Source organism: Tsukamurella sp. II2bb (genome assembly GCF_057815145.1).
The window spans coordinates 345,983-371,333 of the sequence record NZ_JBYPZI010000004.1; the positions used below are offsets into that span (position 1 = coordinate 345,983).

Genomic DNA, 25,351 nt, shown 5'->3' on the forward strand with positions numbered 1-25,351 from the left:
GTTCCCCGGCCCGCCTGGCTACCCTGAGTCCATGAGTAGCGCCGTCTGCCGCCCCGGTCCCGACCGCGCGGTGTGTGCCGTGAGCGGATGTACCTACCACGATGAGGACGGCAACCTGGAACAGGGCGGCCGGGAACGGCTGCTCGAATACCTCACCGAGCCGGAGGAGCACACGGGCAAGCCTTGGTTCACCACGGAGGAGGCCGCGCAGATCCTCGACCACGTCAGCTCCCGGGTGCTGGTCCTCTACCTACTCGGCAAGGTGGACGTCGGCGGCGCAAGACAGTGCGATCGCTGCGGCGGATGGGTTGCGTCGTTCTGTGACACCCTGAACTCGACCGACGGCACCCTCGCAAATCAGACGTGCCCGTACCACCCCGATGGTCGCCCGTCGGGGTCGAACGAGGTCGGCGACAACGCACCCGGCCAGCTCTGAGACAGGGCGTGATCTTCCGGGTGGCCACCATTGAAGACATGCTTCATCGCCGGAATGACCTGAGCACCTTTATTGTTCACTTCACCAAAGCAGATTCAGCAGTTGACCGGTCCGGCTTCGAACAACTCCAGTCGATCATTTCCGCGGGAGCGATAGAAGCCCGAACTGCCTACGGTGCGGCGGCGAAGATCCCCGAGCATATGGAGTCGCAGAAGGTCGTGTGCTTCACCGAGACGCCGCTGGAGCACACGTGGACGATGCTTGACGATCTGACGGAACGACGCGCCTCGAAATTTGAGCCGTTCGGTCTCGCGTTCACCAAGGCCTACGCGCGTCGGCGTGGCTGTAACCCGGTCTGGTACACCGACATGACGCCTAGTGGAAACGATTGGCCTATGGTCGCGATCAACGCAGCGGTTGCGGCTGAGACTCGCCCGGTCTCCGACCCGAAGTCGATGCTTCGTGTTGCTTCATTCGTCGAGCAGATGGGTGCGTGGTCGGGCGGAAGCAGAAAGGAATTCTGGTGGGAGCGGGAGTGGCGTCACATCGGGCCATTTCGGTTCGCTCCGACTAACGTCGTCGCGATCCTTGCTTCTGAGGGTCGTCAAAACGAGCTTCGGGCGGTCCTCTGTGAGACATCAGGCTGGCGTGACCGCGACGTGCCGCTCCTCGATCCGAAATGGGGGCTTGAGCGAATGATCGCGACCATGTCGCGCGTCGAGCCGAGGGGTATCGGCCCGTTCCCGGGGTAGGTGAGCGAACCGCGACGGATTGGTGATCGCGATGCAACGAACCATGCAACGCCGACGTTGCATGGACGTGAATCGCGATGTACCACGATGCTCGATGAAACTCGATTGGGTGCAGGTCACGGGCACAATCACGTACCTAGATGCTCGAATATGTGGGACGCCTTGCGCGGGTTCGATTCCCGTCGCCCGCTCCATTGTCTTGAGCCGGTTCATCGTGACAAACGATGACCCGGCTCGGTTCGTTTCCGGCGGTTTGTCGGCTGCCTGGTTGGGCCTCTGCAGTGCACTGGCGTTCAAGGGCGTACCGGAAACATCTATCCACCTCGAGACCTCAGACTGGCCGCCACCAACCTCGTCGGGATCCTCCATGACTGCGTCGCCCAACAGAGCCGCTGCTCCTGGATGTCGCCTGAAACCCCCGCGACCAGCACATAGCCGCTTGACGCACACCCTCCAGGGACTACTTGTCAGACCCCGGACGTAGAACAACGGTTATGACTGGATACTTCATTACCGCAGCAGCGGCGTTGCTGGTGGGCTTCTTCGGTGGTCGGGTGATTGACGTCTACAAGCGAGCGCAAGATCGGCGCGACGAGCTGACGCTCGCCGCCGATGATGTCCTCGATGTCGTAGCTCAGATGCATGAGGACGGCGGGATGACTTCGGACGCAATCACCACATTGTTGGACCGTGCACGTGCTCTACGGCGGGCCGCGAGTCGGTACCTCGATGGTCGCGAGGTTGACCGGAACAAGCACTGGAAACGGCGGGACGAACTGGTGGCACGTCTCCGTCGCCTTGTGATGGCCGGGTACGACAGGCACAGCGATTGGATTATCACGTCCCAGCTCCACCTAGAACTCCGTTATCGCCTCCGTGACCTGCCTAAGTGGTTCGACAAATTCGTTGCGGCGGAGGCGGAATCGGACGCTTCACTGGCTGACTATTATCACGATCAAGCTCTCAGTGAAGTTCGTTGGTGCGCGCAGATCGCACTCAGAGTCAGAGATGCCGCGACGGGTCGGCCCTGGTCCCGCAATAGGGGTGATAGCACCGCGCGGTATCTTTTTAACCAAGGCCGTCTCCCGAACCTCACGTTGTCGGACCGCGTAGCAGTTGGTGGCGCTGAAATTGATAAGTGGTGATCATCGAGTCTGGTGCTGACCTGGCTCTGAACCGCGAGGTCCTCATGTCCCACGGTGATTCCACCCTGACTGAGCGTGGACAACCGGCGCTGGCTCGCTGCGTCGTCGATGGCATGTGGCCCTTGCGCCGGTCCGCGGAGCGGTTCAACTATTTGCCCGCGGCAGCGAAGACGCTGGCCGAACTACTAGCGCCGGCGCCGCCTACCACGTGCGGTTGCCACGCTCGACGGGCGGCGGTCCCGGCCCGGCGTCGGATGTTACTGCTGCGGCACGGGGATCAGCCCACCGGACTACCAGTGAGAGCACCCAGGCCGCGATGCTGCAAGCACATCGCCCTGCTCTGCTCCGCTGCCTGAGGACCGACCTTGCGAGCACTTCGAGAACAGAAACACGGTCGGCCTGCCTCAAACACCCAAACGCTCTTGACATCTATAGGACCGTCGAATAAAACGAGTCCCGGTCTCCTGGTCGTGGGCCGCTATCGGGTCGGGCGGCCGCGGGCGCGGTCCGAATCAGTGGTTCGCGAAATGCTCGACCAGTGCGCGTCGAACGATCTCGCTGGCGGACACGCCGTCGGCTTCCATTCGCTTCGCGAGCTCCTCACGTACCTCGCGGGGGAGTCGAACGGTGGTGGAGGGCGTATGGCCACGCTTCTCGGTGCCCTTGACCGGCCGGCCCATCTTCAGCGTGTTCCCGGTGACCTCGACAGGTCCGGCGATGTCGTCGGGTGTCAGCGGGTTGGCCGCGTAGTCGGCGGCCATCTCGGCGTAGTCCTTGTCAGTCAGCTTCTTCGTCCTGGTTGCCATTGCTAACGCACCTCCGGTGCTGTCTGGCCGGGCTCTGCCCGACCGGGGTCACTGCTACCGCCGCTGCCTCCCGGCGATGCGGTCGAGATCGACGTAGGCCGCGATACCAGCGACCTGCACGGTACTCATACGCAGCATCATCGCGTGGAACGCCTCGTCGTTCACGGTGTCCATGATGACCTCGATGTTCGGCTCGTTCGGGTCGATTGCTCCGACCTTGAGGAGGGCTTCGAGCCGGGGCGACGGCGTTGAGAGAACGGTGATCCGGGGGTGTGCGGCGATGGCGGTGATCTTTTCCACGGTGCTTCCGTGGGCGAGGGGCGCTGTCGTTGACCCGCAAGCAACAAATGTATGCGACTTATTGGTAAGTGCAAGCGACTTTAATGGAGCCCGAGGACGTCACTTGGACGGCTGCGTCGCAGTCGCCACCACGCGGGTCGAGCTGAGCTGGTACTCGACGACGACGTTCGATGGCCCCGGTGACCGGGCCAACGGCCCCGTCGGCCTGGTCACCAGGGGCACTGCGCAGCCGATGCTGCGCTCACCCCGTGCGGCGTCGCCCACCGATCGTGAACAGCGCGGCCACCACTATCCCGACCACGGCGCTCATGGTCACGCCGCTCGACAGGACGAGACGTGCGGCCTGCGGGAACGCCCGGTACAGGCCGGGTCCGAGGATCGGCAGCAGGCCTGCGGTGAGTCCGGCGACGGCGATCACGAAGGTCCGATCGTCCGTCATGTCGACGGGTCCGAACATGCGCAGCCCGGCTACCACGATCATCGCGAAGACATAGGCCGCCGTACCCCCGATCACGGGGCCGGGCACCGAGGCGATGAGTCTGCCCAGCGGCGCGACGAACGCCACGACCACGAGGATCACGCCCGCCGCGGCGGTGACGTACCTGCTGCGCACGCCGGTGGCCCGCACGATCCCGATGTTCTCGCCGCTGGTGATCATCGTCTGGCCGCCGAACGCGCCCGCGAACAGCGAGGTCACCGCGTCCGTGCGGATCACGCGACCCACGGTCCGGCCGGTGTCGATCCGTGCGCCCACCACCTGCGCGTTGAGCAGCGTCTGGCCCGTGGCCTCCGCCATCGACGCGATCCCGAAGATGAGCAGCGGAACCGCCGCCAGGAGGTCGAACCGGGGCGTGCCGAACGGGAACAGCTCAGGCAACTGCACGAGGCCGGTGCCGGTGCGCAGGGTCACGTGTCCGGTGGCGGCGGCGAGCGCGGTGCCCACGGCCATGCCGAGGAGCACCGAGCCGCGCCGCCACCCCGCCGGCAGGACCCGCTGCAGGAGCACGGTGGCGCCGATCGTCGCGCCGGCCAAGGCGATCGCGGCCACGCCCGGCTTGCCGGTATCGCCCGCGATCAGGCCCGACGCCACCTTCACCAGGTTGATACCGATCACCACGATCATCGTCGCGATCACCACGGGCGGGATGAACCGCACGATGCGCCCGGCGAAGGGCGCCAGGGCGATGCCCAGGACGGCGGTCAGGAGCACGGCGCCCGTCGCGGTTGCCGGACCCGACGCCACGGCGATCTGCAGGAACAGGACGACCGCCGCACCGCCGGGGAGCATCACGAACGGGAGTCGCGCTCCCAGGCCGGCCCAGCCCGGCAGGTCCACGGACTGCAGGATCGTGCCCACGCCGCACGCGAGCAGCGTCGCGCACAGGAGCGCCCGGACCGTCGACTCCGGCAGGTGGAGCGTGCCGCCGATCAGGAACACCGTCGCGATGGGTCCGGCGATCATCACCACGACGTGCTGCGCCGCCATCGGTAGGGTGAGGCGCCAGCCGAGGCGCTCGTCGACCGCGGAGGTGCCGGGCTCGGCGGCGGCACCGTCGACGGGGATCTGCGCGCGCGTCACACCAGTCCCCAGGCCCGGACCTGCGCCGCGGGGTAGCGGTAGGCGCGGAAGACGGCGTTGCCGACGGCCGGGAAGACCTCGCGCGTCGCCGGATCGGGGTAGGCCGAGAACTGCGGGACCACGAACTCCCACACCACGCGCCCCTCCCCGGTGACCTCGAACAGCCGCCCGAACGCGGCCTCGGTGATCAGGGTGTTGCCGTTCCACAGCCGTTGCGCGCCACCCATGAAGGGCGTGAAGAAGGCCTCCAGGGGGCTGTCGGTGTACTGCCAGGCGATCGAGCCGTCGGCGGGGTCGACCTCGATCACGCGACTGTAGGTGACGGACTCACCGTGGCGGAACGTGCCGTTGTCGAAGATCAGGATGTTGCCGTTCTCGAGCGGGGTCGCGTGGTGCTGCTGGGCCACGGTCTCGGGACCGACGACGGTGCGGACGTCTCCCGTCGCGCGGTCGATCACGACCACGGCGGAGACGCTGCGCAGGCTGGCGACCACGGCATCGTCGCCGAGCGGCTGCACGCTGTTGATCAGCGGCCAGTGCTCGCGCCAGTAGTGGGGCTGCAGCGGGAAATCGAGCACGTCGAGATGGTCGAAGGCGCTCCAGGACCACAGCAGTTCGCCGTCGGGGCCGACCTCCTTGATGGTGTCCGCGTAGACGGTCGGCGTCCCATCGGGGCCGATCGCCTCGGTGCCGGGGTGGCCACCGCGGACCGCCCGGGCGCGGTTGCCGGTCAGGGGTTCGAGTGCTGCGTAGAGGATGCGGCCGTCGTCCAGGTGGTGGGCGTCGTGGTGCTGCAGCGGGTCGATGATCTCGGAGAGCAATGCGCCGTTGCGGTCGTAGCGGGCCATCGATCCGCCGCTGTACTTGCGCCACATGTCGAAGAGTGCGGGTGTCTCCCCGCTGCCGACGAGATTGCCGTTGTAGGCGAGGCTGCCGTCCGGGAGCAGCCGGGCGTGCCGGCCCGGGCGGTGCGGCAGGTTCCACCGGTGCACCTCGACGCCGGCCTCGTCGACCAGATGTACGGTGCCGTCGCCGCTGAGCGGGGCGTACAGGGTGTAGCCGCCGGCGGATCGCTCGGGGTCGCGGCCGATGAGGCCGGCGCCACGGCGCTTGAGAGTGTTCTGTTCCATCGGGTACCTCATAGGATCGGGAGCGCGGTTGCTGAATATTCAGCCTCGGCCACGTTGCGGCGGAGTTACTGAATATTCAATACAGATGAAGTTTCAGTGCGCCAGCTCCTGCCGGGGTTGCGCTCACCGTGATGCGAACACCGGCCGAACGGGACGGCGCGCGAGGGAGGAACGATGACGGAGCAACGGGGCCCGACGGTCGATTCCGCGCAGCTCGGAGGCGCGATCCGGGCGATGCGCGCCGACCGGGGGCTGACGCTTGCCGCAGTCTCGGCACGGACCGGGCTCTCTTCGTCCTTCCTCAGTCAGCTGGAGAACGGACGCACCAACACGAGTCTGCGATCGCTGCAGTCGATCGCCGACGCGCTCTCCACGACCGCCACCGAGCTGCTCGCCAGCGCGGACGTCGACGATGCGGCGGTCTGCCGCGCCGGTGATCCGTCGCTGATCGTCGCGAAGGGGGCACCGTCGGGCGATGCCGTGCGCGTCCGTTCCCTGGTGCACGGGCACCGCGCACTGCGGGCCCTCGAGTTCACCGGTCGTGCCGACGACGACCGCGAATTCCGGCATCCGCACGACGAGATCATGTACGTGGTCGCCGGGGCCGCGGTGGTCACCGTCGGCGAGCCGCCCGAGGTGGAGGAGCTGTACCCGGGCGACAGCCTGTACATCGCGGCCGGCGCTGCGCATCGGTGGCGCGGGGTCACCGATGACACGAAGGTGGTGCTCATGACCGTCGCCGAGGACCGGAGGATCAACCGCGCCCGATGAGTGCGGCACGTCGGCGGCGGCACCGTCGGCGAGCCGGGCGCGCGGCCGTCCGGCCATCTGACCGACGTCAGCGTCGGGAACGGATCAGGCGGGGCGCTGTCTGCCGTTTGCCCTGGTCGGGGAGGCGAGGCTCAGGGGGCGAGAAGCCAGGTGCGTACTTGCCACGAGGTGACAACTCCCTCGGTGACGAACGGGTCGGCGGCCGCGAACCGCTCGGCGGCGTCGCGGTTGGTGAACACCCCGAGGGCGCCGAACTCGCCGGACGCGGCGTCGGGGACCGGTCCCAGCATCAGTAGGGCACCCGGATGCTCCGCGCGGAACCGGTCGGCGTAGGCGCTGTGCGCCGGGAAGACCGCCGGAATGCCCGCTCGGGCCTCGTCGGTCGACGTGTACAGCAGCAGGAAGTGCGGAACCCACTCGGGAGACATGCACGCAGCCTAGGCCGCTCGTCGGACCGTCACGCGGGGACGGTGGATCAGCGGAACGGGTTCGACTTCCGGCGTCCATCTCAGGCCGGAAGGCCCAGCCTGTCGTCGCCCCCGTCGGGGGAGGTGCGAGGCGAACGACGCCGCGACGATGCGCGCCGGGCCGCGACGACATCGACCCCGAGGAGGACGAGGGTCATCGCCGCGAGGCAGGCGCCGACGAGGGGAAGTGAGCGGTAGTCGCCGGTCGCCTCCTGGGCGAGGCCGCCGAGCCAGAGTCCGGACGCGATGCCACTGTTGAACGCCGCCACGGTGAACGCCGGTGCGAGGGTCGGGGCTCCGGGGGCGAGGCTGAAGACCCGGGAGTTGAGCGTGGGTTTGGTGACGTACCCGGCGGCCCCGAGTGCGACGGTGAGGCCGATCACCGACGCCGGATGGTGCAGCAGGAGAGCGAGACCGGCGGAGATCACGGCCTGGGCCGCGAAACCGACGGTGAGGGCTGCCGTCGGGCGTTCGTCGGCGAGTCGGCCGCCGAGCGCGATTCCCGCCACGGCGCCGATCCCGTACCCGGTCAGCACCATCGGCACGGTCTCGGGGGCGATCCCCGTCGCGCGCGTCAGGACCACACCGAGGTAGCCGAACGTGCTCAGGAGCGCGGCGATCGACGTCGCGCTGAGCAGGTACGACAACCACAGCCGCGCGTTGCGCATGGCTCGCAGCTGTCCGACGGGGCCGGGGGCGGCACTGTCGGCGACGATGCGCTCGGATGCGGCCGGGACGGTGACGGCGATGGCGGCCGCGGCGACCGCCGTGAGCGCCGCCACGGCGAGGAGGGACGCCCGCCACCCCGCATGTTGCCCGAGGTAGGTGCCGGCGGGGAGGCCGATCACCGTGGCCGCGGTGAGTCCGCCGCCGACGATGCTCATCGCGCGCCCGCGTCGCTCGGTGGGTGCCAGGGCCGCGGCGGTCGCGGTCGCCACCGCCCAGAATCCTGCGTACACGAACGCCCCCGCGAATCGGGAGAGGAGCAGCGCCGAATAGTCGTGGGCGACGACACCGAGCACGTGCGTCCCGGCGAAGATTCCGCTCAGGACGAGCAGGGATCCCCGGCGTGAGCGGCCGAGCGTGATCAGGCCCAGGACGGGCGCACCGATCACCATGCCGAGCGCGAACCCGGAGATGAGCAGTCCCGCGCTCGCGACCGACAGCTGCAGGTCCGCGGCGATCTGGGGGAGCAGCCCGGCGAGCATCAGTTCCGAGGTGCCCTGGGCGAAGATGCCGAATCCGAGGACAGGTACTGCGATCGGCATGGTGCTGCCGGATCGGTGTCGGTTCGTGGGCATGCCCGCTCCATTCTGTAACGACTGCTACGGAATGAAGCTAGCACGTTCCGTATCGATCGCTATAGAATTGCGTTGTGGACACTATTCGGGGCCGACCGCGTTCCTTCGATCGCGAGGACGCGCTCGATCGTGCGATCCGGTTGTTCTGGGAGCGCGGGTTCGAGGCGACATCGATCCGCGACCTCACCGAACGGTTGGGGATCGAAGCACCGAGTCTGTACCGGGCGTTCGGCGACAAGCGCGCCCTGTTCTCCGAGGCGGTCCGCAGGTACGAGGACGAGTACGGCGGCTACATGCAGCGAGCGCTGTGGGAGGAGTCGACCGCCCGGTCAGCGGCACTGCGCATGCTGCACGAGGCGCCGGCTCGATACACCCGGACCGAGTTGCCACGCGGCTGCCTGGTCGCGGCCGGCGACGCGGGCACGACGGATCCGCAGATTCATGAAATGCTCCGCGAAATAAGGGATTTCAGCACGCGGATGCTCGCGGACCGGATCAGGGGTGATATCGCGCTCGGGCTGCTGCCGGCGGACGTGGACGCCCTCGCCCTCGCCCGGTTCACCACCGGAACTCTCAACTCCTTGGCTGCGAGGGCGAGGGAGGGTGTGCCGACCGCCGAGCTGGAGGCGATCGCCGCCGTCGCCGCGCGGGCCTGGCCGGATCCGCTTCCGTAGCTGAAAGCCGGCACGCCCGTGCCGGGCGAGGTCAGTGCAGGTCGGGTTTGCTCTGCACCGTGCCGAGTGGGGCGACGGTCCAGTCCGGACCGCCCCGGGATTCCCGTCGCCGATGGATGCGCGTGGCCCGACGGTCGTTCTCGGAGACGGGAGGCGGCAAGGGAAGGTCGTCGAGGAGCGCGCCGGGCGTGGTCTCGAGGCTGTCTGCGATTCGGACCAACAGCTGAACGCGCGGGCTCTGTTGGCCGCGTTCGATCCGGGCGAAGTTCGACGAGTGGATGGTCGCCCGCTCGGCGGCCTCCTCCTGGGAGAGCCCCAGCTCTTCGCGCCGGGCTCTCATCCGCGCGCCGAACGCGGCGAGCGTGTCGTCCAGCGGCGGTTTCGGCGTAGGCGGAGGCGTCATGGCGCCACCCACTACAGCGGATTCGACCGGCTTCAACCAGAGCGCTTTCGACCAGACTATAATCAATTAGGCTAAAATCGACTAGTATCCGGTGGCGTCGCGGACGGCTCGTGGTCGCGTCAAACGGAGCAAATCCGGCGCGTTCCGGGTGGAGGCGCGTTCCAGGTGGAGGGGGACAACGATGGCAGAGGTATGTCGCGGTATCAGCGGCCCGGCGGTGGTGCGGTGCGCAACCGTGGTGCAGGCGAGCTCGCCGACGATCGTCGGGGCGGGTGCGTGACGTGGAGCAGTTCCTGATCTTCGTCCTGCTCGTCGGCGGCGGCATCGCCTGGCTCGTCAACTCGTCGAAGGAGAAGGAGGAGAAGCGGCGCGCGGAAGCAGCCTTCACGGCGAAGATGACCGAGTTCCGTCGTGCCCTCGCCGCCGGCGAGAACCCGGCGCGCGAGATCCGGAATCTGGTGGAGCAGGTCGAGGTCGACGACCCGAACGATCTCCAGTCGGCGATTCAGAAGAAGATCGACGAGACGGTGCGGAACACGTACTACGACGCCACGCCCAGCGTCAACGTGGTGGGTCCGTCCAAGGCGATCATCCACTTCCACGGCGAGTTCCCGCCGGACGCCTGAACCCGCCGGCGCGGATCAGCGGAGACTCTCCGCGGCGCCGACGACGAATCATCAGTCACACCCATCTTGGAGGAGAACCGTCATGGAGCCGAAGGGCACCGTCCTACCGATCTACTTCGTCGCCGACGAGTCCGGATCGATGGCACCACACATGGACGAACTGAACAACGGGCTGAACGGCTTGCTGGATTCGATGCAGTCCGAGTCCTTCGCGGCGGCCAAGATCCGTTTCTCGGTGCTCGGGTTCTCGGACACCGCCTACACCCATCTGGAGCCGTCGGATCTGCGGACTCTCCCCGATATGCCGACGCTGGCCCCGCGGGGACTGACCTCGTTCAAGGCGGCGTTCGAGCAGATCGGCTACCGACTCTCGGTGGACATCCCGAACCTGAAGGCGCAGGGCTACATGGTCAACCGGCCGGCAGTGTTCTTCCTCACGGACGGCTGGCCGAACGAGGGCGACGATTGGCTCTCGGCGCGGCAGGCCGTCCTCGACATGGCCGAGCGGCCGAACATTCTCGCATTCGGGATCGGAGACGCGGATCCGGCGACGATCGTGCAGGTCGCGACCAGTCGCGAGCATGCGATGGTGGCGGACACGAAGATGTCCACGGCCGAGGCGCTGCACAACTTCATCGTGAACCTGACCCAGTCGGTGGTCAGCTCGGGGCAGGCTCTCGCCGAGGGCCGGGCCAAGCTGGACCTGGAGAAGCCCGAGGGCTTCTCCCTCGCGGTCGATCTGATCTGACCCGGGGCGATCATGGGGAGACGACTGGACAGGGCGCGGAGACTCCTGGGCGAGCGGGAGGCGCCGTATCCCGATTCCGACGGTGCCTGGGCACCCGAGGCGAGCGACTACAGCACCGCGCGCCGGCCGATGCCGGCGCCTGGACAGGGTGCCGGGCCAGAAACCGGAGTGCCGCGTGCGGCCCCGTCCGCCGGCCCGTCGGGACCGCTATCGGTGCCTCCGACGGTCGCCGCCGTCTTCGGCACCCGGGTGATCGACCCGGTCATCGTCGGCGATCCCTCGCCGATGGTCGAGTCGCAGCCGACCGCCGAGAAGTACCGTTCGCAGCCGTACCGGCCGGACACCGTCGTCGACGGATGGAGCACCGACGAGTTCACGGTGCGCGCCGCATCCCTGCGTGGGCACGTGCACCGGCACGACGGTGCGCCCCGGCAGGACGATCTGGCGGTGCACGCACTGCCGTCTGGGCGGGTCGTGGTGGCCGTCGCGGATGGCGTGTCGAGCGCACTGCACGCCCATGTCGCGTCCACGGCGGTCGTCCGGCAGACGGTGCAGTGGATCGTCACGCACGCCCCCGGCGTCGGTGACCGGATCGACTGGGACGAACTCGTCCACGAGGCGGCGTACGCCCTCGTGGCGCAGGCGAGGAACGTGTTGAAATCAGACGGCGCGCCGGACCTCGCGGAGGTCGAGCGGCTGTTCGCGACCACGCTCGTCGTCGCGGCCGTCGACCCCGAGGGCGACGGGGCGTCTGCGCAGCTCGCAGGTATCGGGGACTCCGGCGCCTGGGTGTTGCGCGCAGGCGGCATCTTCGAGCCGGTGCTCGGCGGTAAGCGCGCCGACGATGGCGGGATCACCTCGTCGGCCGTCTCCGGCCTGCCACGCCGGCCCGACACCGTCGCCGGTCACGTCATCACGATCGAGGCCGACGAGGTCCTGCTGATCGGGACCGACGGCTTCGGCGACCCTCTCGGTGGCGGCACCGGAGGTGTCGGGGACCTGTTCCGGGGGCTCCTCGGTCGTCCGACGCCACCGTCGCCGACCGAGTTCGCGCACGCCCTCGACTTCTCCCGCGAGGGCTTCGACGACGACCGGACCCTCGTCGCCGTCCGGTGCCGCCAGGAGCCCGAGCGCCGATGATCGACCCCGACGATCCGTACACCCCGACGGTCCTACGGGGCGGGGGATCGCCCGCCCCGCCCGCTACGAATCCGCTGCCGGCCACGAATCCGTCGCCGGCGGCGAATCCGTCGCCGGCGGCGAATCCGGCGCCGCCGGCGCCAGCCGCGGTGCAACCCGCTGCCGCACCGCCGCCCGCGCCGGCACCGTCGGCGCAGCCCCAGCCGGTCGTGCCCAGCCCGCCACCTGCAGCGCCGCCCGCCAACAACGGCGGTAGCGGGTCGTCCGGCGGCTTCGTGTTCATCCTGGTCGTGATCGCGCTGGTCGCGGGTGGCTTCTACGTCTACAACGAGGGCAAGGTGGAGGACTTCTGCAGCACTGTGACGTACAAGCACAACGTCTATGAAGCCGCCGAGAAGCCCGTCGACACGAAGCAAGTCACCACGATCGACTCGCGCCAAAACCCGTACTCATCGCTCGAGATTCCGCGTGGACTCTGGACACTCACCCACCCGGATTTCGAGAAGAAGTTCAAGACTCTGAAGTGGAGTCCATCCATATTCGTTGGTTCGAATGACGAGGTGTACGCGTACAGAGCGTTCAAGAACGAGTGCCCGACGTGACGGCGCCGCTGCGGAAGTCCGACCTCGGTACCCTCCACCGGATCGGGTCCGGCGGGCAGGGCACGGTGTACACCGCACCCGGTATCCGCACCGGATTCTCCCCGGAGATGGTGTACAAGGAGTACAAGCCGCAGCACCTCCGTTCCCTCGATGTCGACGTCCTCGCGGCGGCACCGGACTTCCTGCGCGGACTCCATCCGGACGATGCCCGGTATCTGGTGAGCATCTCGTCCTGGAACTGCGGCACCGTCGCCGATGGTGGCGTCGTCGTCGGCTTCGTCATGCCGAAGATCCCGCCCCGCTTCTGGATCGACGTCTCGCCCCGCGGGAAGCCGGCGCGATGGATGGCACAGGTCAAACACCTGCTCAACCACCACGACATCCTCTACGGCTGGGGACTAGTGGTACCGCTGCCGCAGCGCCTCGCTCTCATCCGGTCCGTGGCCGAGAATCTGGCGTTCCTGCATCGGATCGGCGTGGTGGTCGGCGATATCGCGCCCCCGAACCTGCTGTTCGCCTTCGAGGGGGACACCGCCTACTCGTACTTCATCGATACCGATTCGATGGGTGTCGGCGGCCGCTTCGCCCTGCCGCCGGTCGAGAGTCCGACGTGGGAGGTTCCCGCGGGGGAGCAGACGTCGACGATCTACTCGGATGCGTTCAAACTCGGGCTCCTCGCGCTGAAACTCCTCGCCGGCGAACAGCACGTGCGTTCGCCCACATCGATTCCGGCGTGGACCCCGCCCCTACTGCGACAGCTCATCACCGACGCCCTGACCGCGGTCCCCACGTCGCGGCCGCTTCCCGCGGCGTGGTCGCACGTCCTCGCGACCATCACCTGAGCCGTCCCTCAGTGCGGCGGGTGCGTCAGACGATGCCCCGCGCCACGCGGCGAAGGCCAGCAGCATCGCGACGCTGCCCCGGAGCAGTTCGATCTGCAGGGCCGTGACGATCGGCATCGTCGGGATCGGAAGGAACATGACCGGCGCGGCCGCCAGCGCGAGAGCACCCGCGAGCCGCAGCGGTCCACGAACGAGCGCGATGCCGATGAGCAACAGACCGATCGGCACCAGCAGTCCCGTGGCGAGTTGTTCGGACGCGAACCCGGGGGAGTCGAGGAGGTTGTCGTCGCCGGACAGGGCGGCCGGGTGCCGAACCGCGAGGTCACCCACGACGAAACCCATCAGGATCAGGTGCGGGAGCGCGGCGAGCAGGTTCCCGACCAGGTAGAGCGCGGCGCCCGCCGCTCCGAGTCGGCCGAGGGCCGGGGCCAGCGTGGGTACCACTGCGGGGAGGCCGATGACGAGGGCGATCGTGCCCGTGAGTAGCACGAGCGAGCCCACCAGGTGGTCGGTGGCGAGCGCGGCGTGGCTGTGCGCGTGCCCGTCCACGATGGGGTGCAGCAGTCCGCCGAGGAGACAGAGCGGTCCCGCGAGCCCGAGCACGATCGCGGCGGAACGCACCGTGCGGCACCGCGCGATCACGTTCAGAGGTGCAGTGTCGAGGCTGTCGATCGTCTTCACCAGGATGACGCTAGAAGTGGTCGCTGGTTCGCCGCTGGTTCGCCGCTGGCGCCGGCGGGAGACCGCGTGCTCGGAGATCTCCGGCCTTGAGTTCACGCAGCCGTCGCCGGGCGCGGTCCGCGAAAGGGGCGGCCGCGATGGATTCGGCCTGGGCGACGGCACCCCGCAGGAGCGATTCGGCCGCGGGGTCGCCGATCACGGCGAGTGCCGTGCCGAGGTACAGGTCCGCGGGACCGAGGCAGGTGTCGCCGGGCCACAGCACCAGGAACCTGCCTGACCAGCGACGCAGCTGGTCGGCCAGGGGACGCAGGCCGTCGGCGTCGCGCAGGGCGACCAGCGTCTCCGCGTGCATGACGGTGCGCGAGATCGCGAGGGGACCGGAGACGTCGGTGCGGGTCGCCGCGGTCAGCGCCGCTCGCGCGCCTGGAACGTCGCCGGCCTCCGCGCGGCCCAGGGCGACGAGCATCAGGAACTCCCCGTGCACGTCGTCCGCGAGATCCAGGGCAGCGGGGACGACCGTGGAGAGCCGGCCGCAGTGCCACGCGATGAGCCCCTCCATCGCGGCGATCGCGCTCTCGCGGGCCGCCGTGCCGAACGGGGTGACGGCCCCGTCGTCATCGGCGGCCGCGGCTCTCGCGTCCGCGAACCGTCCGCGGAGCACCATCCGTCCGATGGTCCACCACCGATGCAGGAGCAGGAGGTCGGCGTCGTGCCGGGTGCGGGCCAGCTCGGCGAACCGCCGGGATGCGCGGTCGGATTCGATCACCCGGCCCGCCTCGAGGAAGAGGACCCGATCCAGGTGCGCGATGGTGGCGGCGGTGTCCGGACTCGCCGCCGCCCGCAGCTCGTCGAGGAGGTGGAGTCTGTCGTCGATGTTGTCGGGGCGCCAGTGCGCGAGGATCCGGGCGATGCCGGCGTGCGTCCGGCTCTGCTCGTCGACCGCGTCGGCGAACGCGCGGTCCGCGTACTCCGCAGCTCCGGCTTCTCCACTGGCCACACGCCGGACGGCCTCGCCGGCGAGGAGCCGGGACCGCGCGGGCGCGGACACCTCGGCGGAGCGGGCGAGCACGCGGGCCGTGAGGCCGCCCGCGTTCGTGAGCGGCGCCGCGAAGGTGGACCAGAAGCCGCCGACCATGGGGACCGCCTCCGCCGCCACGAGCGCCATCAGGTCGGGGTCCGCCGCCAGTTCCGCCGCGTCCACGCCGGCTGCGAGCGCGGCCTCGGCTTCTTCCAGTCGTCCGCGGCGGCGCTGCGCGATGCCCGTGACCAGGAGCAGTTGGGCGCGTGTCCGAGGATCCGCGTCGAGCGAGAAACCCCGCTCGGCGCACGAGACGGCCTCGCCGAGTGCACCGACGCGCAGCGCCGCACGGGCTTCCGCGAGTGCGGACGCGGCGGGTGTCCCGCCATCGGAGGCCGCCCGCGCCGGTGACTCGGCTCCGGGCTCGGAACCGCTCAAGATTCGCTGTTCGAGGGCGGTCAGGTCCCCTGACGGATCGATGCCGAGATCGCTGCGCAGCGCCGCGCGGGTGGCACGGAGGACCTCCAACGCGTCGCTGCGCCGTCCGGTGTGCGCCAGTGCGGTCGCGAGCGCGGCCGCCACGTCTTCGCGGTACGGCTCGGTCTCGAGGAGTCGTCGCAGTTCCAGCCCGACGGTGCCGTGCGCTCCGATGGCGAGGCAGCATCGAGCCCACTCCAGCCGTGCGGTCGTCCGTAGGTCCGTGAGCCGGCGGGCCTCCGACGCCGCCACGTCGTCGGACGCATCCGGAAACGGATCTCCCGCCCAGTGGCGGAGCGCTGCCTCGAGGTCCGCGCACCCCGCCGAGGGGTCGTCGCGCGCCACGGCGAGGGCGGCGACGACCTCGCGCTCGAACCGCGCCGTGTCGGTGTCGAAGGTGAGGCGGTATCCCGTACCGGTCCACACGATCGATCGCCACGGTGCGTCGTCCTCGTGATCGGGTTCCGCGAGGCGGCGCAGCCGCGCGACGAGCCCGTGGACCGTGGTGACGGCTGAAGCGGGCGGCTCGGGTCCCCAGATCGCCTCCGCCAGCGCCTCGATGGTCACGGGGGCGCCGGCGCGCGTCGCAAGGGCGGTGATCAGCGCGGCCTGGCGACCCGCCGCGACCGGCGCCGTCGACCCGTCCGGCCGGACCAGTGCCGTTCGTCCGAACAACGTGACCGTCGGCTGTGGTCTCCGCGATGCCACTCGCCCCCCTCGCCGCTGTTCGCCGTCGTCTTCGGAAGGCCGACGATACCCGCGTCGCTCCCGCCGTCATGCGTGCTCCGCCAGCGTGAGTCGGCGTGCGCTCGGTACGCTGACTCATCCAGTCGGGTCGGAGGTGGGGATGGCGGGACGGGTACGGGGGCGGCGTCGCATCGCCGCCGCGATCGCGGACGCCGCGTGAGCGGGGGACGCATGGGCGGGGGACGCGCCGCGGGCATCGCCGCGGTCACCGTCACGTCGGTGCTGTGGGGGACGACGGGTACGGCGGCCACCTTCGCACCGGACGCCGGGCCGTTGGCGATCGGCGCCGCAGCGCTGGGCATCGGCGGGCTCCTCCAGGCGGTCATCGCGATCCCGGCACTGAGTCGATCCCGAGCTTCCCTGTGGCGCCGTCGCGGTCACGTCGCCGTGGGCGCGCTGGCCGTCGCGGTGTACCCGCTGGCGTTCTACAGCTCCATGCACCTCGCGGGCGTCGCGATCGGTTCGGTGGTCTCGCTGGCCTCGGCGCCCCTCGCTTCGGGGCTGCTGGAGAAGCTCGTCGAGCGTCGCGCGCTGAGCCGGTGGTGGATGCTGTCGGCCGCCCTCGGGATCGTCGGCAGCGCTCTGCTATGTCTGTCCGCAGGCGGTGGCCATGAATCCGGTGCGCCGAGCCATCCCGTCGCCGGGGTCGTCCTCGGGCTCGTCGCCGGGGCGACGTACGCGATCTACTCGTGGGTCGCCCAGGACCTGATGCGCGGCGGCGTCGACCGCGGCGCGGCGATGGGAGCCGTCTTCGGCGCCGGTGGAACGCTGCTCCTGCCCGTCCTCGCCCTCACGGGTGCTCCTCTGGTCGCGACCGGGGAGGCGTTTCTGGTGGCCGGGTACATGGCGCTGATCCCGATGTTCGCCGGCTACGTGCTCTTCGGTTACGGACTGAGCAGGATATCGGCCGCCACCGCCACCACTGTCACGCTCGCCGAACCGGCGGTCGCCGCGGTCCTCGCGGTGCTGGTGGTCGGCGAACGGCTCGGCCCTGCGGGCTGGATCGGACTCGGCGTGATCGCCTGCGTCCTCGCCATCCTCGCGCTCGCCCCGACGACCCCCGAGGCCGCCGTGCCCATCGGTGCGGGCACTGCGGGTTCGACGGGGCGCATCCGTCACGAGCCCACGCCTGCGAGCCCTTCGAGCACGTCCCAGAGGCGTCGCTCGCGGGTCGGATCGTAGGACTCCGTCGACGACGGTGCCACGCGATCACGATCGACGTATCCACCTGTAGGCGCGGCCGATTCACCCAGAACGAGCCGGGCGAGCCGGCATCCCGCTGTGTGTGGAGTCGACGCGAGGGGGGTTCGGGCGAGGGCGGGCATGATCCGGCGCATCGCGAACCGCGAGAAGACGTCGGCATCGCGCGTGAGCTCGGTGCCGGGCACCAGGCCGGGGTTGTAGCCGACGATGTCGATCCCGGGACCGATCCGGCGGGCGTACTCGTGCACGAGATGGATGGCCGCCAGCTTGCTGGTCGAGTACGCAGTCCGGCCCGCGGTGGTACTCGACGGCTTCGGAAAGGCGCCGGGCCGGGCGAGGACCTCGGGATCCTTCCATTGCGGGCCGGGCACCATCGCGAGGTTGTGGCGCAGGTCCCCGAAGTGTGTGTCGCTCACGGTGATCACGATCCGCGCCGGTGCGACCAAACGGTCCTGGAGGCCGCGGACCAGGATATGGTTGGCCAGCACGTTGACCGCGAACGTCGCCTCGATGCCGTCAGCGCTCTCGGTGCGGTTGTTCGTGAACTGGGCGCCGGCGTTCAACATCAGTGCGCGCAGTGGCGGCACCGCGCCCGCATCGAGGCGTGCGCGAAGATCGTCGACCGCGGCGCGGATACTCGCCCGGGACAGGAGGTCGGCCTCGATCAGGTCGACGGAGGCGCCAGTCCGGCGTAGCACTGAGCAGATCTCCCGCCCCGACCGTCCTCTCGCCAGGACGACGAGGTGGTCGTCCGGCGATGCCGAAGCGATCCGCTCGGCGGCGAAGCGCCCGATCCCTCGGGTTGCGCCGGTCATCACGATCGTGCTCATGGTCTTCCTTCGTCGAGGCGGTGGCTCACGAACCTATTATAGAATTGCTCAGTTTCATAATAGGCGCGTCTAGGATGACGACTGTGAATACTGGGGAAGCGCGGGCGCCGGGGCGGCCGGTGGACCCGAGTCTCCGTCCCGCGATCGCGGATGCGGTGCTCGATGTGCTGATCGAGCGAGGCTACGCGGGGCTGACGACCGCAGTGGTGGCGCGACGCGCGGGCGTCTCCACGGCGACGATCTATCGGCGCTGGTCGTCGAAACGGGAGCTCCTCCTCGCTGCGGCCGAGCGTCTGACGGGGGGCGCCGCCGATCATCTCGACACCGGTTCGGTGGAGGGTGACGTTCGCGCGATACTGGAGCAGAAGCAGCGCATCTTCGCCGGGCGGGCGCGCCAGGCGCTGTTGATCCTCTGCGGGGAGGCCGCCCACGACGCAGAGCTGGCCGCGCTTCTCCGGTCCACCGTTCTCGAGCCGACGCACGCGCATTTCCAGGACGTCGTCGACCGCGCGCACGCGCGCGGCGAGGTCGGGCCCGCAGTGGATCCTTCGGCCGCCGCGCGCCTGGTGCTGGGCTCCGTTCTCGCCGATGCCGCCTTCGGCCCGTTGCCGGAACGGGGTGATGAAGCGGGCGGCGACCTCGATCTCCTCGTGCACGCCGTGATCTCGCCGGGCCGACGGTGACCGTGCCCCGGAGAGCACCGTCGACCTGGCACTGAGCCGGTCAGACCCGGTCGCGCGCCACCACCCACCGGCTGATGGGCGTGCGCAGGACCACGTCGACGAACGCGAGCGACATCGCCAGCACGACCACCGCGAGTGTCGCCGTACGCAGGACCGCCGACGCGGGGAACCAGCTGCTGAGCAGGTCGAAGAATCCCACCCTGTCGAGAATGTCGAGCATGAGCGGGTGGACGGCGAAGACGCCGAAGGCGCGCACCGTCGCATAGGAGACGGCGCGCTCGCCGACGGGCCGGCCCGAGGCGCGCAGGTCGTCCCACATCATCGCCAGGAGCCAGAGCAGGATCGTGGCGGCCACGTACCAGGGGAGGTACCACGGGTTCCAGGCCGCGGTCGTGGCGTCGGAGACGTCCCCGGGTTCGGTCGCGCGGAGGTACATCACCAGGCCGAAGGCGCCCGCCGCGAGGCAGGCCGCGACCAGCCGCAGGGCGTGCGAGCGGAGCCACGGCCCCACCTTCTCGTAGTGCTGCGCGGCGAGCATGCCCATCGCCACGAACAGCACGTACATCGGGAGGAGCTTCCACATGTGGTTGAACAGCGTCTCCCAGGGCTGCCCCGGGGGCCTCGGCGTGTACTGGTAGAACGCGAAGAAGCCCAGCTGGATCGCGCCCGCCGTGAGCAGCACGGCCCACGGGTGCCCGGCGAGCCGGCGGGAGAGCTTCTGCAGCGCCGGGAAGAAGAGATAGATCTGCATGGAGATCAGGAGGAAGTACAGCTGGTACTTCGCGTCGCCCGTCAGGGTGGTGCGCCCGAGGTCGCCCAGCCATCTCCAGAACGAGGGGAAGGGGTCGCCGTCGTCGAGGAGGTGGTCGGTCACCGAATAGGTGAGTGTCCACACCAGGTACGGCACCACGATGAGTCCGAACCGTTTGCGCCAGAACTCCCGGGCCGTCATCGTGCGGCCGCGCATGCTCAGGACCAGCACGAACAGCGTGACGGCGACGAAGCCGTACCGGGTCATGTGCAGGGCGGCGGAGACGGCGCCCGTCGGGCGGATCACATCCGGTGTGTAGTTGATCGTGGTGACGCAGTGGGCCACCACGACGCCGAGGAACAACAGGACCCGCGTCAGGTCCGCGGTCTGCTCGCGCTTCGGCTTCGCCGGTGACGTCTCCGGTGCGGCGACCTGCGGCAGCTTCTTCGTTTCGATGGCGGGCACCACCCTGGTGTGTTGTTGCAGGGCTGAGCGTTTTCACCCCGGGCTGTTGGCGATCTGTCCGTATTCTACGGGACCGAAACCGGAGAATCGGACAAGGGGGACCTCGTCGGTGTCCGATTCAGGCGATCGAGGTGATGAGCGGGATGGCCTGTTCGTCCACGGTCCAGGCGCCGTGGTGGCCGAGCATCCGGGATTCCATCGGCTCCTGGCTCGGCGTCACCAGCACCGAGCGGCCCTCGGCCACGGCCAGCACGTGCCCGATGCGGTGCGCGATCACCGGGTTCGGCGGAGTCGGTCCGAACCACTGCTCGTCGAGCGCCTGCTCGCGGGTCGTCACCCGGGCGTGCGCGCCCAGGGTCTCGGACCACCGCGCCCGGACGTCGTCGACGTGGTGCCCGCGCGCGAGGTACACGTGCCGGACCCGCGCCTCGCCGCCGATGATCCTGACGCCGCGGTGCAGCTCCGGGAGGGCGTCGAGGTTCACCAGCGAGTCGGCCTGGATCATCCCGTGGTCGCCCGTGACGAGAACGGTGCAGGTGCGCGGCAGGTCGGTGAGGAGGTCCGCGACCATCGCGTCCACGGCGCGGAGCACCCCGAGCCATTCGGGCGAGCCCGGTCCGTGCACGTGCCCGGCCGCATCGAGCAGGCCGGTGTAGGCGTACGCGAACCGTCGGACCGCGGAGTCGTGCCGGGCGACGGCGAGCACTCCCTCCCGGACCTCGTCGAGGGTGGAGGCGGCGTGCAGGATCCCGGACGCCCGGAAGGAGGCCCGGGTCAGGCCCGAGGACTGCTGGTACGCGGGCACCACGTAGTGGATCTCGGCGCCCGCGTCCGCGAGGTCCTCGAGCCGGCTGCGCCGCCGTTGCACCTCGCGCGGCGGGTGCGAGTCGCGCGCGTCCGGGCCGCTCGCCCCGTCGATGGTCCAGCGGAGCGAGTTGAACAGGCGCCGCCCGTGTTCGTCGGGAACGCCGAAGCTGTAGCCGACGATGCCGTGCGAGGCGCACGGCGCGCCGAGGGCGAGGCTCGAAAGACTGGTGGCCGTCGTGGCGGGGAAGCCGGCGTTCAGTGTGGTGCGCACGTGCCCCGCGAGGGTCGGGGCCTGGTCGGCGTGGCGACGCAACAACTCGGCACCCAGCCCGTCGACGAGGAGGAGGACCACGTCACGCTCGACGGTGACGCCGAGTGGGTTGTCGACGGCGATGCCGAAAGCGGAACAGACCGAGGGCAATACGTCGGAGAGCATGCCGGTCATGCCGTGATCGTAACGTCGGCGCGATCGGTTGACAGGGGATCGGCCGCAACCTGCGCCGGCCGCACTGGTGCGCCGAGAGGGATCGAAGTCTACTCTTGAGGCTGGAGTGGTTGATGATGCGGAGGTCCCGGATGCGCGCACGAGCTCTGACGGTGGTGATCGCCGGCTGTTCGGCTCTCCTCGCGGGGTGCTCCGCCACGGTCTCCGGGAACGGCGCGGGCGTCACGGTGATCAAGGGCGGCGTCGGGCCGGGCATCGCCACGCCCGCACCCGTCGCGCCCGGGACGACCACGGCACCGTCGACCACGACCAGCGCGCCGCCGTCGAGTGCGGCCGCCACGGCGATCGTCCTGCCCGAGAACGGGAACGGCTACACCTTCATCCAGACTCGCAGTGGCCGCACCCGGTGTCAGGTGACCGAGAGCAGCGCCGGGTGCCAGCTCGTCTTCGATCAGCCGCGGCCGCGCACCGAGTCCGGTGACGAGGCGAACGGCGTCAATGTCACCAGCGGTGGCGACATCACCTATGTGCTGGGCACTCTCGGCGTCGTCGACCCGGTGACGCTGGACTACAAGACGTACACGGCGCGCGGCTGGTTCATCGTCGCGAACCAGTACGGCACCGCCTTCACGCACCGGACCACCGGGCACGGCATGGTCGTCAGCGCCGCGGGAGTGCAGGCCTTCTAGCGCGGCGTGGTGATCACCACGACCGCCTCCGCGCCGTCGACGGTGGCGAAGCGGTGCGGTCCGTCGCTGGTCCAGCTCCGCGAATCCCCCTGTCGCACGGTCTCCTCATCGCCCACCGGGCCGGCGGTGAGCGCACCGTCGACCACCGTGAGGTGTTCGCGGACCGCCGGGCCGTGCCCGGGGGAGACGTGGTCGGACCCGGCGGGGAACTCCAGGCGGAAGACCTCGACGGTGACGTGCGGCAGGTGGCGCACGGACAGGAGGACGGTGCGCATGCCGCCGTCGGCGACGCTGTGCGCGCCGGGGGATTCGCCGACGAGGGCCGTCAGCGGCACGTCGAGCGGGCAGCACAGCGCGTAGAGCGTCTCGACCGTCGGGTTGCGGCCGCCGGCCTCGATCTCGGACAGTGATCCCTTCCCGACGCCGGCGCGGCGCGCGAGCTCGGACAGGCTGAGCCCGCGCTCGGCGCGCAGCTCGCGGAGGCGCCGGCCGACGTCGGGGGAGGGCATGGTGCCATGCTACGTTCTGTTCATGGAACGTTCTGAGAACGGAACGATGGTGCCGGTGGGGGCGGGCGTCGTGACGGCGCTGGTGGGGTACACCTCCGCGTTCGCCGTGGTGCTCGCCGGCCTGCGCGCGATGGGGGCCACGCCCGGTCAGGCGGCGTCGGGCCTGCTCGCGGTGACGGTGACGATGGGTGCGGCGTCCGCGCTGCTCTCGTGGCGGTACCGGATGCCGATCATCAGCGCGTGGTCCACGCCCGGGGCGGCGCTGCTCGCCACGACCGGTGCGGTCGCGGGCGGCTGGCCGGCGGCCGTGGGTGCGTTCGTCGTGTGCGGCGTCCTGTTCGTGCTGACCGGGTTGTGGCCGGCGCTCGCGCGCTGGGTGCAGCGGATCCCGACCCCCATCGCCCAGGCCATGCTGGCGGGCGTACTGCTTCCCCTGTGCATCGCGCCCGTCACCGCGGTCGCGAGGAATCCGTGGGCGGTGGCTCCGGTGCTCGTGGTGTGGCTGGTGCTGCTCAGGCTGCGGCCGCGGTGGGCGGTGCCGCTCGCCTTCGTGGCCGCGCTCGTCGTGATCGTGGTCGCGTTGCTGCACGACGACGCCGTGCCCGCGGTGGCCGAACTGGTCCCGCACGTGGAGTGGACGACCCCGTCGATCACCCTCCAGGCGCTGACGGGCGTCGTGCTCCCGCTCTACATCGTGACCATGGCCTCGCAGAACATCCCCGGTGCCGCGGTGCTCGCGACCTACGGGTACTCGGTGCCGTGGCGGCCGTCGCTCGTCGTGACCGGCGTCGGCAGCGTCCTCGGTGCGCCCTTCGGCGGGCACGCGATCAACCTCGCCGCGATCAGCGCGGCGCTCTCCGCGGGCCCCGACGCGGGACCCGACACGTCGCGCCGCTGGATCGCCGGTGTCACGTCAGGTGCCGCGAATCTCATACTGGGCGTGGTGAGTACGGGCCTGACCGCCGTCGTCCTGGCGGCGCCGGACGGGGTGATCCAGGCGGTCGCCGGCGTTGCCCTGGTGGGGGCCTTCGCCGCCGCCTGCGCGGGTGCGATGGCGTCCGAGTCCACGCGGGTCCCGGCGGCGGTCACGTTCGTCGTCGCGGCGTCGGGGACGACGGTGGCCGGCATCGGTGCCGCGTTCTGGGGCCTGGTGGCGGGGATCGCCGTCCACGTCCTCCTCGGTGCCGGGCGGTCGTCAGACGCGTGACTCCGCCTCCGGTGCGGACGACGTCGTCGTCGTGGCAGTCGTGGTGGTCGACGTTGTCGTCGAGGTGGTGGACGTCGGAGACGTCGAGGTCGAGGTCGTCGTGGTCGTCGTCGACGTGGTCGGTGTGGTCGTGGTCGATGTCGGAGACGTGGACCGGGTGGTGGTCGTGGTGTGCCGCGTGGGGTCCGTCGGACGCACCGGACGTGCCGGATGGATCCGCGCGTCGGTGGGGCGATCGGCCATGGTCCGGGGCACGGGCGGCGCCCCCGGGTGCTCGGACGTGGGCACGGCACTGTTCTCCGTGCCCACGTCGCCCGAGTCGCCCAGCAGGAACGCGCCGCCGAGGGCGAGCGCGGCGATCCCGAGCGCGCCGGCGGCCGCGAGCGATCGCCGGCGCCGTCCCCGATCGGTGGGCGGGTGGGTCTGCGCGGTCGGATCGATCCGGTGGGTCGTCTCGGCCGGTCCGCTCGGACGGCGCTCGACGGTGCGGAGCCGAGTGGGAGCGTACGCCGCCTGATCGCGGAGCCGGGTAGGTGCGTCCGCTGCGGCGCGACGGCTGCGGGACGTGTGCGCCGACGGTGCCGTGATCCGCGCGATCGCCTCCGCCAGCTCGCCGCCGTCGGCGAACCGCCGGCTCGGTTCCTTCGCGAGGGCGCGGGAGATGATCTCGTCGACCGGGCCCGGCACCCATGCCGGCAGCGCGGGCGGCTCCTCCCGGATGTGCTGGACGCACAGGGCGATCGCGGTCTCCGCCGCGAACGGCGGGTACCCGGTCAGGCATTCGTAGCCGACGACGCCGAGGGAGTAGACGTCGGAGGCGGCGGTGGCGTCTTCGCCGGAGGCTTGTTCGGGGGAGATGTATTGGGCGGTGCCCATGACCATGCCGGTTTTGGTGACGGGTGCGGAGTCGACGGCTTTGGCGATGCCGAAGTCGGTGATCTTGACCTGGCCGGTGGGGGTGATGAGGATGTTGCCGGGTTTGACGTCGCGGTGGACGAGGCCGGCGGTGTGGGCGACGTGGAGGGCGCGGCCGGTTTGTTCGAGGAGGTCGAGTGCTTGGGCCTGGGAGAGGTGGCCGAGGCGGCTGAGGACGGCGTTGAGGGGTTCGCCGTTGACT

Annotated in this window: 28 protein-coding genes; 14 read left to right on the top strand and 14 right to left on the bottom strand. The window is 69.9% G+C overall.

Annotated elements, in window-relative coordinates; translation table 11 throughout:
* The first annotated feature begins 31 nt into the window (after nt 1–31).
* The 3 genes from AC21LY_RS12250 (at nt 32) to AC21LY_RS12260 (ending at nt 2,333) form a co-directional block, all read left to right on the top strand.
* A complete protein-coding gene (locus tag AC21LY_RS12250; RefSeq protein WP_489046747.1) occupies nt 32–436 on the top strand; it encodes a hypothetical protein in 405 nt (134 codons plus the stop codon).
* 20 nt (nt 437–456) lie between these two features.
* Nucleotides 457–1,188, top strand: coding sequence for a hypothetical protein (locus tag AC21LY_RS12255; protein WP_489046748.1), 732 nt, complete (start codon nt 457–459; stop codon nt 1,186–1,188).
* Between the two features lie 494 nt (nt 1,189–1,682).
* A complete protein-coding gene (locus tag AC21LY_RS12260; protein ID WP_489046749.1) occupies nt 1,683–2,333 on the top strand; it encodes a hypothetical protein in 651 nt (216 codons plus the stop codon).
* A gap of 512 nt (nt 2,334–2,845) precedes the next feature.
* On the opposite strand, the gene AC21LY_RS12265 is transcribed toward AC21LY_RS12260, so the two are convergent.
* The 4 genes from AC21LY_RS12265 to AC21LY_RS12280 all read right to left on the bottom strand — a co-directional run bounded on the left by AC21LY_RS12265 (nt 2,846) and on the right by AC21LY_RS12280 (nt 6,148).
* Complete coding sequence (locus tag AC21LY_RS12265) at nt 2,846–3,139, bottom strand: ribbon-helix-helix domain-containing protein (RefSeq protein WP_489046750.1); 294 nt, start codon at nt 3,137–3,139, stop codon at nt 2,846–2,848.
* 54 nt (nt 3,140–3,193) lie between these two features.
* A complete protein-coding gene (locus AC21LY_RS12270) occupies nt 3,194–3,439 on the bottom strand; it encodes a hypothetical protein (protein WP_489046751.1) in 246 nt (81 codons plus the stop codon).
* Between the two features lie 241 nt (nt 3,440–3,680).
* Entirely contained in the window at nt 3,681–5,018 is a 1,338-nt protein-coding gene (locus AC21LY_RS12275; protein WP_489046752.1) for a uracil-xanthine permease family protein, read from the bottom strand.
* Nucleotides 5,015–6,148, bottom strand: coding sequence for an aryl-sulfate sulfotransferase (locus AC21LY_RS12280; RefSeq protein WP_489046753.1), 1,134 nt, complete (start codon nt 6,146–6,148; stop codon nt 5,015–5,017). Before AC21LY_RS12280 ends, AC21LY_RS12275 begins: the two co-directional genes overlap by 4 nt.
* 174 nt (nt 6,149–6,322) lie before the next feature.
* On the opposite strand from AC21LY_RS12280, the gene AC21LY_RS12285 reads away from it, so the two are divergent.
* The gene (locus tag AC21LY_RS12285) at nt 6,323–6,919 is read left to right on the top strand and encodes a helix-turn-helix domain-containing protein (protein WP_489046754.1); all 597 of its coding nucleotides are present in this window, start codon (nt 6,323–6,325) and stop codon (nt 6,917–6,919) included.
* 131 nt (nt 6,920–7,050) lie between these two features.
* Here the strand turns inward: AC21LY_RS12285 and AC21LY_RS12290 are convergent, their stop codons facing one another.
* Together AC21LY_RS12290 and AC21LY_RS12295 are read right to left on the bottom strand one after the other, a co-directional pair.
* Nucleotides 7,051–7,347 carry a YciI family protein gene (locus tag AC21LY_RS12290; RefSeq protein WP_489046755.1) on the bottom strand — a complete coding sequence of 99 codons (297 nt, stop codon included), beginning with the start codon at nt 7,345–7,347 and terminating at the stop codon, nt 7,051–7,053.
* Nucleotides 7,348–7,427: 80 nt separating this feature from the next.
* Complete coding sequence (locus AC21LY_RS12295) at nt 7,428–8,687, bottom strand: MFS transporter (protein ID WP_489046756.1); 1,260 nt, start codon at nt 8,685–8,687, stop codon at nt 7,428–7,430.
* 74 nt (nt 8,688–8,761) lie between these two features.
* Between AC21LY_RS12295 and AC21LY_RS12300 the strand changes: the two genes are divergently transcribed.
* Nucleotides 8,762–9,361: a TetR/AcrR family transcriptional regulator gene (locus tag AC21LY_RS12300; protein WP_489046757.1), complete on the top strand. Its 600-nt coding sequence runs from the start codon at nt 8,762–8,764 to the stop codon at nt 9,359–9,361.
* Between the two features lie 31 nt (nt 9,362–9,392).
* Here the strand turns inward: AC21LY_RS12300 and AC21LY_RS12305 are convergent, their stop codons facing one another.
* Complete coding sequence (locus AC21LY_RS12305) at nt 9,393–9,764, bottom strand: helix-turn-helix domain-containing protein (RefSeq protein ID WP_489046758.1); 372 nt, start codon at nt 9,762–9,764, stop codon at nt 9,393–9,395.
* A gap of 272 nt (nt 9,765–10,036) precedes the next feature.
* Between AC21LY_RS12305 and AC21LY_RS12310 the strand changes: the two genes are divergently transcribed.
* The 5 genes from AC21LY_RS12310 to AC21LY_RS12330 all read left to right on the top strand — a co-directional run bounded on the left by AC21LY_RS12310 (nt 10,037) and on the right by AC21LY_RS12330 (nt 13,722).
* Complete coding sequence (locus AC21LY_RS12310; RefSeq protein ID WP_489046759.1) at nt 10,037–10,390, top strand: hypothetical protein; 354 nt, start codon at nt 10,037–10,039, stop codon at nt 10,388–10,390.
* Between the two features lie 82 nt (nt 10,391–10,472).
* Nucleotides 10,473–11,138 carry a vWA domain-containing protein gene (locus AC21LY_RS12315; RefSeq protein WP_489046760.1) on the top strand — a complete coding sequence of 222 codons (666 nt, stop codon included), beginning with the start codon at nt 10,473–10,475 and terminating at the stop codon, nt 11,136–11,138.
* Nucleotides 11,139–11,150: 12 nt separating this feature from the next.
* Complete coding sequence (locus AC21LY_RS12320; RefSeq protein WP_489046761.1) at nt 11,151–12,278, top strand: protein phosphatase 2C domain-containing protein; 1,128 nt, start codon at nt 11,151–11,153, stop codon at nt 12,276–12,278.
* On the top strand, nt 12,275–12,880 hold the full coding sequence (locus AC21LY_RS12325) for a hypothetical protein (RefSeq protein WP_489046762.1): 606 nt from the start codon (nt 12,275–12,277) through the stop codon (nt 12,878–12,880). Before AC21LY_RS12320 ends, AC21LY_RS12325 begins: the two co-directional genes overlap by 4 nt.
* Nucleotides 12,877–13,722: a hypothetical protein gene (locus AC21LY_RS12330; RefSeq protein WP_489046763.1), complete on the top strand. Its 846-nt coding sequence runs from the start codon at nt 12,877–12,879 to the stop codon at nt 13,720–13,722. Before AC21LY_RS12325 ends, AC21LY_RS12330 begins: the two co-directional genes overlap by 4 nt.
* Here AC21LY_RS12330 and AC21LY_RS12335 read toward each other — a convergent pair.
* Both AC21LY_RS12335 and AC21LY_RS12340 read right to left on the bottom strand, forming a co-directional pair.
* Entirely contained in the window at nt 13,627–14,403 is a 777-nt protein-coding gene (locus AC21LY_RS12335) for a hypothetical protein (protein ID WP_489046764.1), read from the bottom strand. The genes AC21LY_RS12330 and AC21LY_RS12335 overlap by 96 nt on opposite strands.
* Nucleotides 14,404–14,413: 10 nt before the next feature.
* A complete protein-coding gene (locus AC21LY_RS12340; RefSeq protein ID WP_489046765.1) occupies nt 14,414–16,606 on the bottom strand; it encodes an AfsR/SARP family transcriptional regulator in 2,193 nt (730 codons plus the stop codon).
* A gap of 195 nt (nt 16,607–16,801) precedes the next feature.
* On the opposite strand from AC21LY_RS12340, the gene AC21LY_RS12345 reads away from it, so the two are divergent.
* The gene (locus AC21LY_RS12345; protein WP_489046766.1) at nt 16,802–17,827 is read left to right on the top strand and encodes an EamA family transporter; all 1,026 of its coding nucleotides are present in this window, start codon (nt 16,802–16,804) and stop codon (nt 17,825–17,827) included.
* On the opposite strand, the gene AC21LY_RS12350 is transcribed toward AC21LY_RS12345, so the two are convergent.
* Nucleotides 17,761–18,678, bottom strand: a complete 918-nt coding sequence (locus AC21LY_RS12350; protein ID WP_489046767.1) for an SDR family NAD(P)-dependent oxidoreductase — start codon at nt 18,676–18,678, stop codon at nt 17,761–17,763. The genes AC21LY_RS12345 and AC21LY_RS12350 overlap by 67 nt on opposite strands.
* A gap of 155 nt (nt 18,679–18,833) precedes the next feature.
* Between AC21LY_RS12350 and AC21LY_RS12355 the strand changes: the two genes are divergently transcribed.
* Entirely contained in the window at nt 18,834–19,361 is a 528-nt protein-coding gene (locus AC21LY_RS12355) for a TetR/AcrR family transcriptional regulator (protein WP_489046768.1), read from the top strand.
* Between the two features lie 40 nt (nt 19,362–19,401).
* Here the strand turns inward: AC21LY_RS12355 and AC21LY_RS12360 are convergent, their stop codons facing one another.
* Entirely contained in the window at nt 19,402–20,577 is a 1,176-nt protein-coding gene (locus tag AC21LY_RS12360; protein ID WP_489046769.1) for an acyltransferase, read from the bottom strand.
* Nucleotides 20,578–20,695: 118 nt separating this feature from the next.
* A complete protein-coding gene (locus AC21LY_RS12365; RefSeq protein WP_489046770.1) occupies nt 20,696–21,829 on the bottom strand; it encodes an alkaline phosphatase family protein in 1,134 nt (377 codons plus the stop codon).
* 131 nt (nt 21,830–21,960) lie between these two features.
* On the opposite strand from AC21LY_RS12365, the gene AC21LY_RS12370 reads away from it, so the two are divergent.
* On the top strand, nt 21,961–22,518 hold the full coding sequence (locus AC21LY_RS12370) for a hypothetical protein (protein ID WP_489046771.1): 558 nt from the start codon (nt 21,961–21,963) through the stop codon (nt 22,516–22,518).
* On the opposite strand, the gene AC21LY_RS12375 is transcribed toward AC21LY_RS12370, so the two are convergent.
* Nucleotides 22,515–23,027: a helix-turn-helix domain-containing protein gene (locus AC21LY_RS12375; RefSeq protein ID WP_489046772.1), complete on the bottom strand. Its 513-nt coding sequence runs from the start codon at nt 23,025–23,027 to the stop codon at nt 22,515–22,517. The genes AC21LY_RS12370 and AC21LY_RS12375 overlap by 4 nt on opposite strands.
* Nucleotides 23,028–23,049: 22 nt before the next feature.
* On the opposite strand from AC21LY_RS12375, the gene AC21LY_RS12380 reads away from it, so the two are divergent.
* Nucleotides 23,050–24,234 (top strand): benzoate/H(+) symporter BenE family transporter, encoded by a 1,185-nt coding sequence (locus AC21LY_RS12380; protein WP_489046773.1) that lies wholly within the window; start codon nt 23,050–23,052, stop codon nt 24,232–24,234.
* Here AC21LY_RS12380 and AC21LY_RS12385 read toward each other — a convergent pair.
* A partial coding sequence (locus AC21LY_RS12385) for a serine/threonine-protein kinase (RefSeq protein ID WP_489046774.1) occupies nt 24,223–25,351 on the bottom strand: 1,129 nt, incomplete at its 5' end. The two genes, AC21LY_RS12380 and AC21LY_RS12385, sit on opposite strands and share 12 nt — an antisense overlap.

What these genes read in the sequence shown, in the direction of transcription:
- AC21LY_RS12250 (WP_489046747.1), top strand. Translation starts at nt 32, where the DNA reads ATGAGTAGCGCCGTCTGCCGCCCCGGTCCCGACCGCGCGGTGTGTGCC.
- AC21LY_RS12260 (WP_489046749.1), top strand. Translation starts at nt 1,683, where the DNA reads ATGACTGGATACTTCATTACCGCAGCAGCGGCGTTGCTGGTGGGCTTC.
- AC21LY_RS12265 (WP_489046750.1), bottom strand. Translation starts at nt 3,139, where the DNA reads ATGGCAACCAGGACGAAGAAGCTGACTGACAAGGACTACGCCGAGATG.
- AC21LY_RS12280 (WP_489046753.1), bottom strand. Translation starts at nt 6,148, where the DNA reads ATGGAACAGAACACTCTCAAGCGCCGTGGCGCCGGCCTCATCGGCCGC.
- AC21LY_RS12285 (WP_489046754.1), top strand. Translation starts at nt 6,323, where the DNA reads ATGACGGAGCAACGGGGCCCGACGGTCGATTCCGCGCAGCTCGGAGGC.
- AC21LY_RS12290 (WP_489046755.1), bottom strand. Translation starts at nt 7,347, where the DNA reads ATGTCTCCCGAGTGGGTTCCGCACTTCCTGCTGCTGTACACGTCGACC.
- AC21LY_RS12295 (WP_489046756.1), bottom strand. Translation starts at nt 8,687, where the DNA reads ATGCCCACGAACCGACACCGATCCGGCAGCACCATGCCGATCGCAGTA.
- AC21LY_RS12305 (WP_489046758.1), bottom strand. Translation starts at nt 9,764, where the DNA reads ATGACGCCTCCGCCTACGCCGAAACCGCCGCTGGACGACACGCTCGCC.
- AC21LY_RS12315 (WP_489046760.1), top strand. Translation starts at nt 10,473, where the DNA reads ATGGAGCCGAAGGGCACCGTCCTACCGATCTACTTCGTCGCCGACGAG.
- AC21LY_RS12320 (WP_489046761.1), top strand. Translation starts at nt 11,151, where the DNA reads ATGGGGAGACGACTGGACAGGGCGCGGAGACTCCTGGGCGAGCGGGAG.
- AC21LY_RS12325 (WP_489046762.1), top strand. Translation starts at nt 12,275, where the DNA reads ATGATCGACCCCGACGATCCGTACACCCCGACGGTCCTACGGGGCGGG.
- AC21LY_RS12350 (WP_489046767.1), bottom strand. Translation starts at nt 18,678, where the DNA reads ATGAGCACGATCGTGATGACCGGCGCAACCCGAGGGATCGGGCGCTTC.
- AC21LY_RS12365 (WP_489046770.1), bottom strand. Translation starts at nt 21,829, where the DNA reads ATGACCGGCATGCTCTCCGACGTATTGCCCTCGGTCTGTTCCGCTTTC.
- AC21LY_RS12370 (WP_489046771.1), top strand. Translation starts at nt 21,961, where the DNA reads ATGCGCGCACGAGCTCTGACGGTGGTGATCGCCGGCTGTTCGGCTCTC.
- AC21LY_RS12375 (WP_489046772.1), bottom strand. Translation starts at nt 23,027, where the DNA reads ATGCCCTCCCCCGACGTCGGCCGGCGCCTCCGCGAGCTGCGCGCCGAG.
- AC21LY_RS12380 (WP_489046773.1), top strand. Translation starts at nt 23,050, where the DNA reads ATGGAACGTTCTGAGAACGGAACGATGGTGCCGGTGGGGGCGGGCGTC.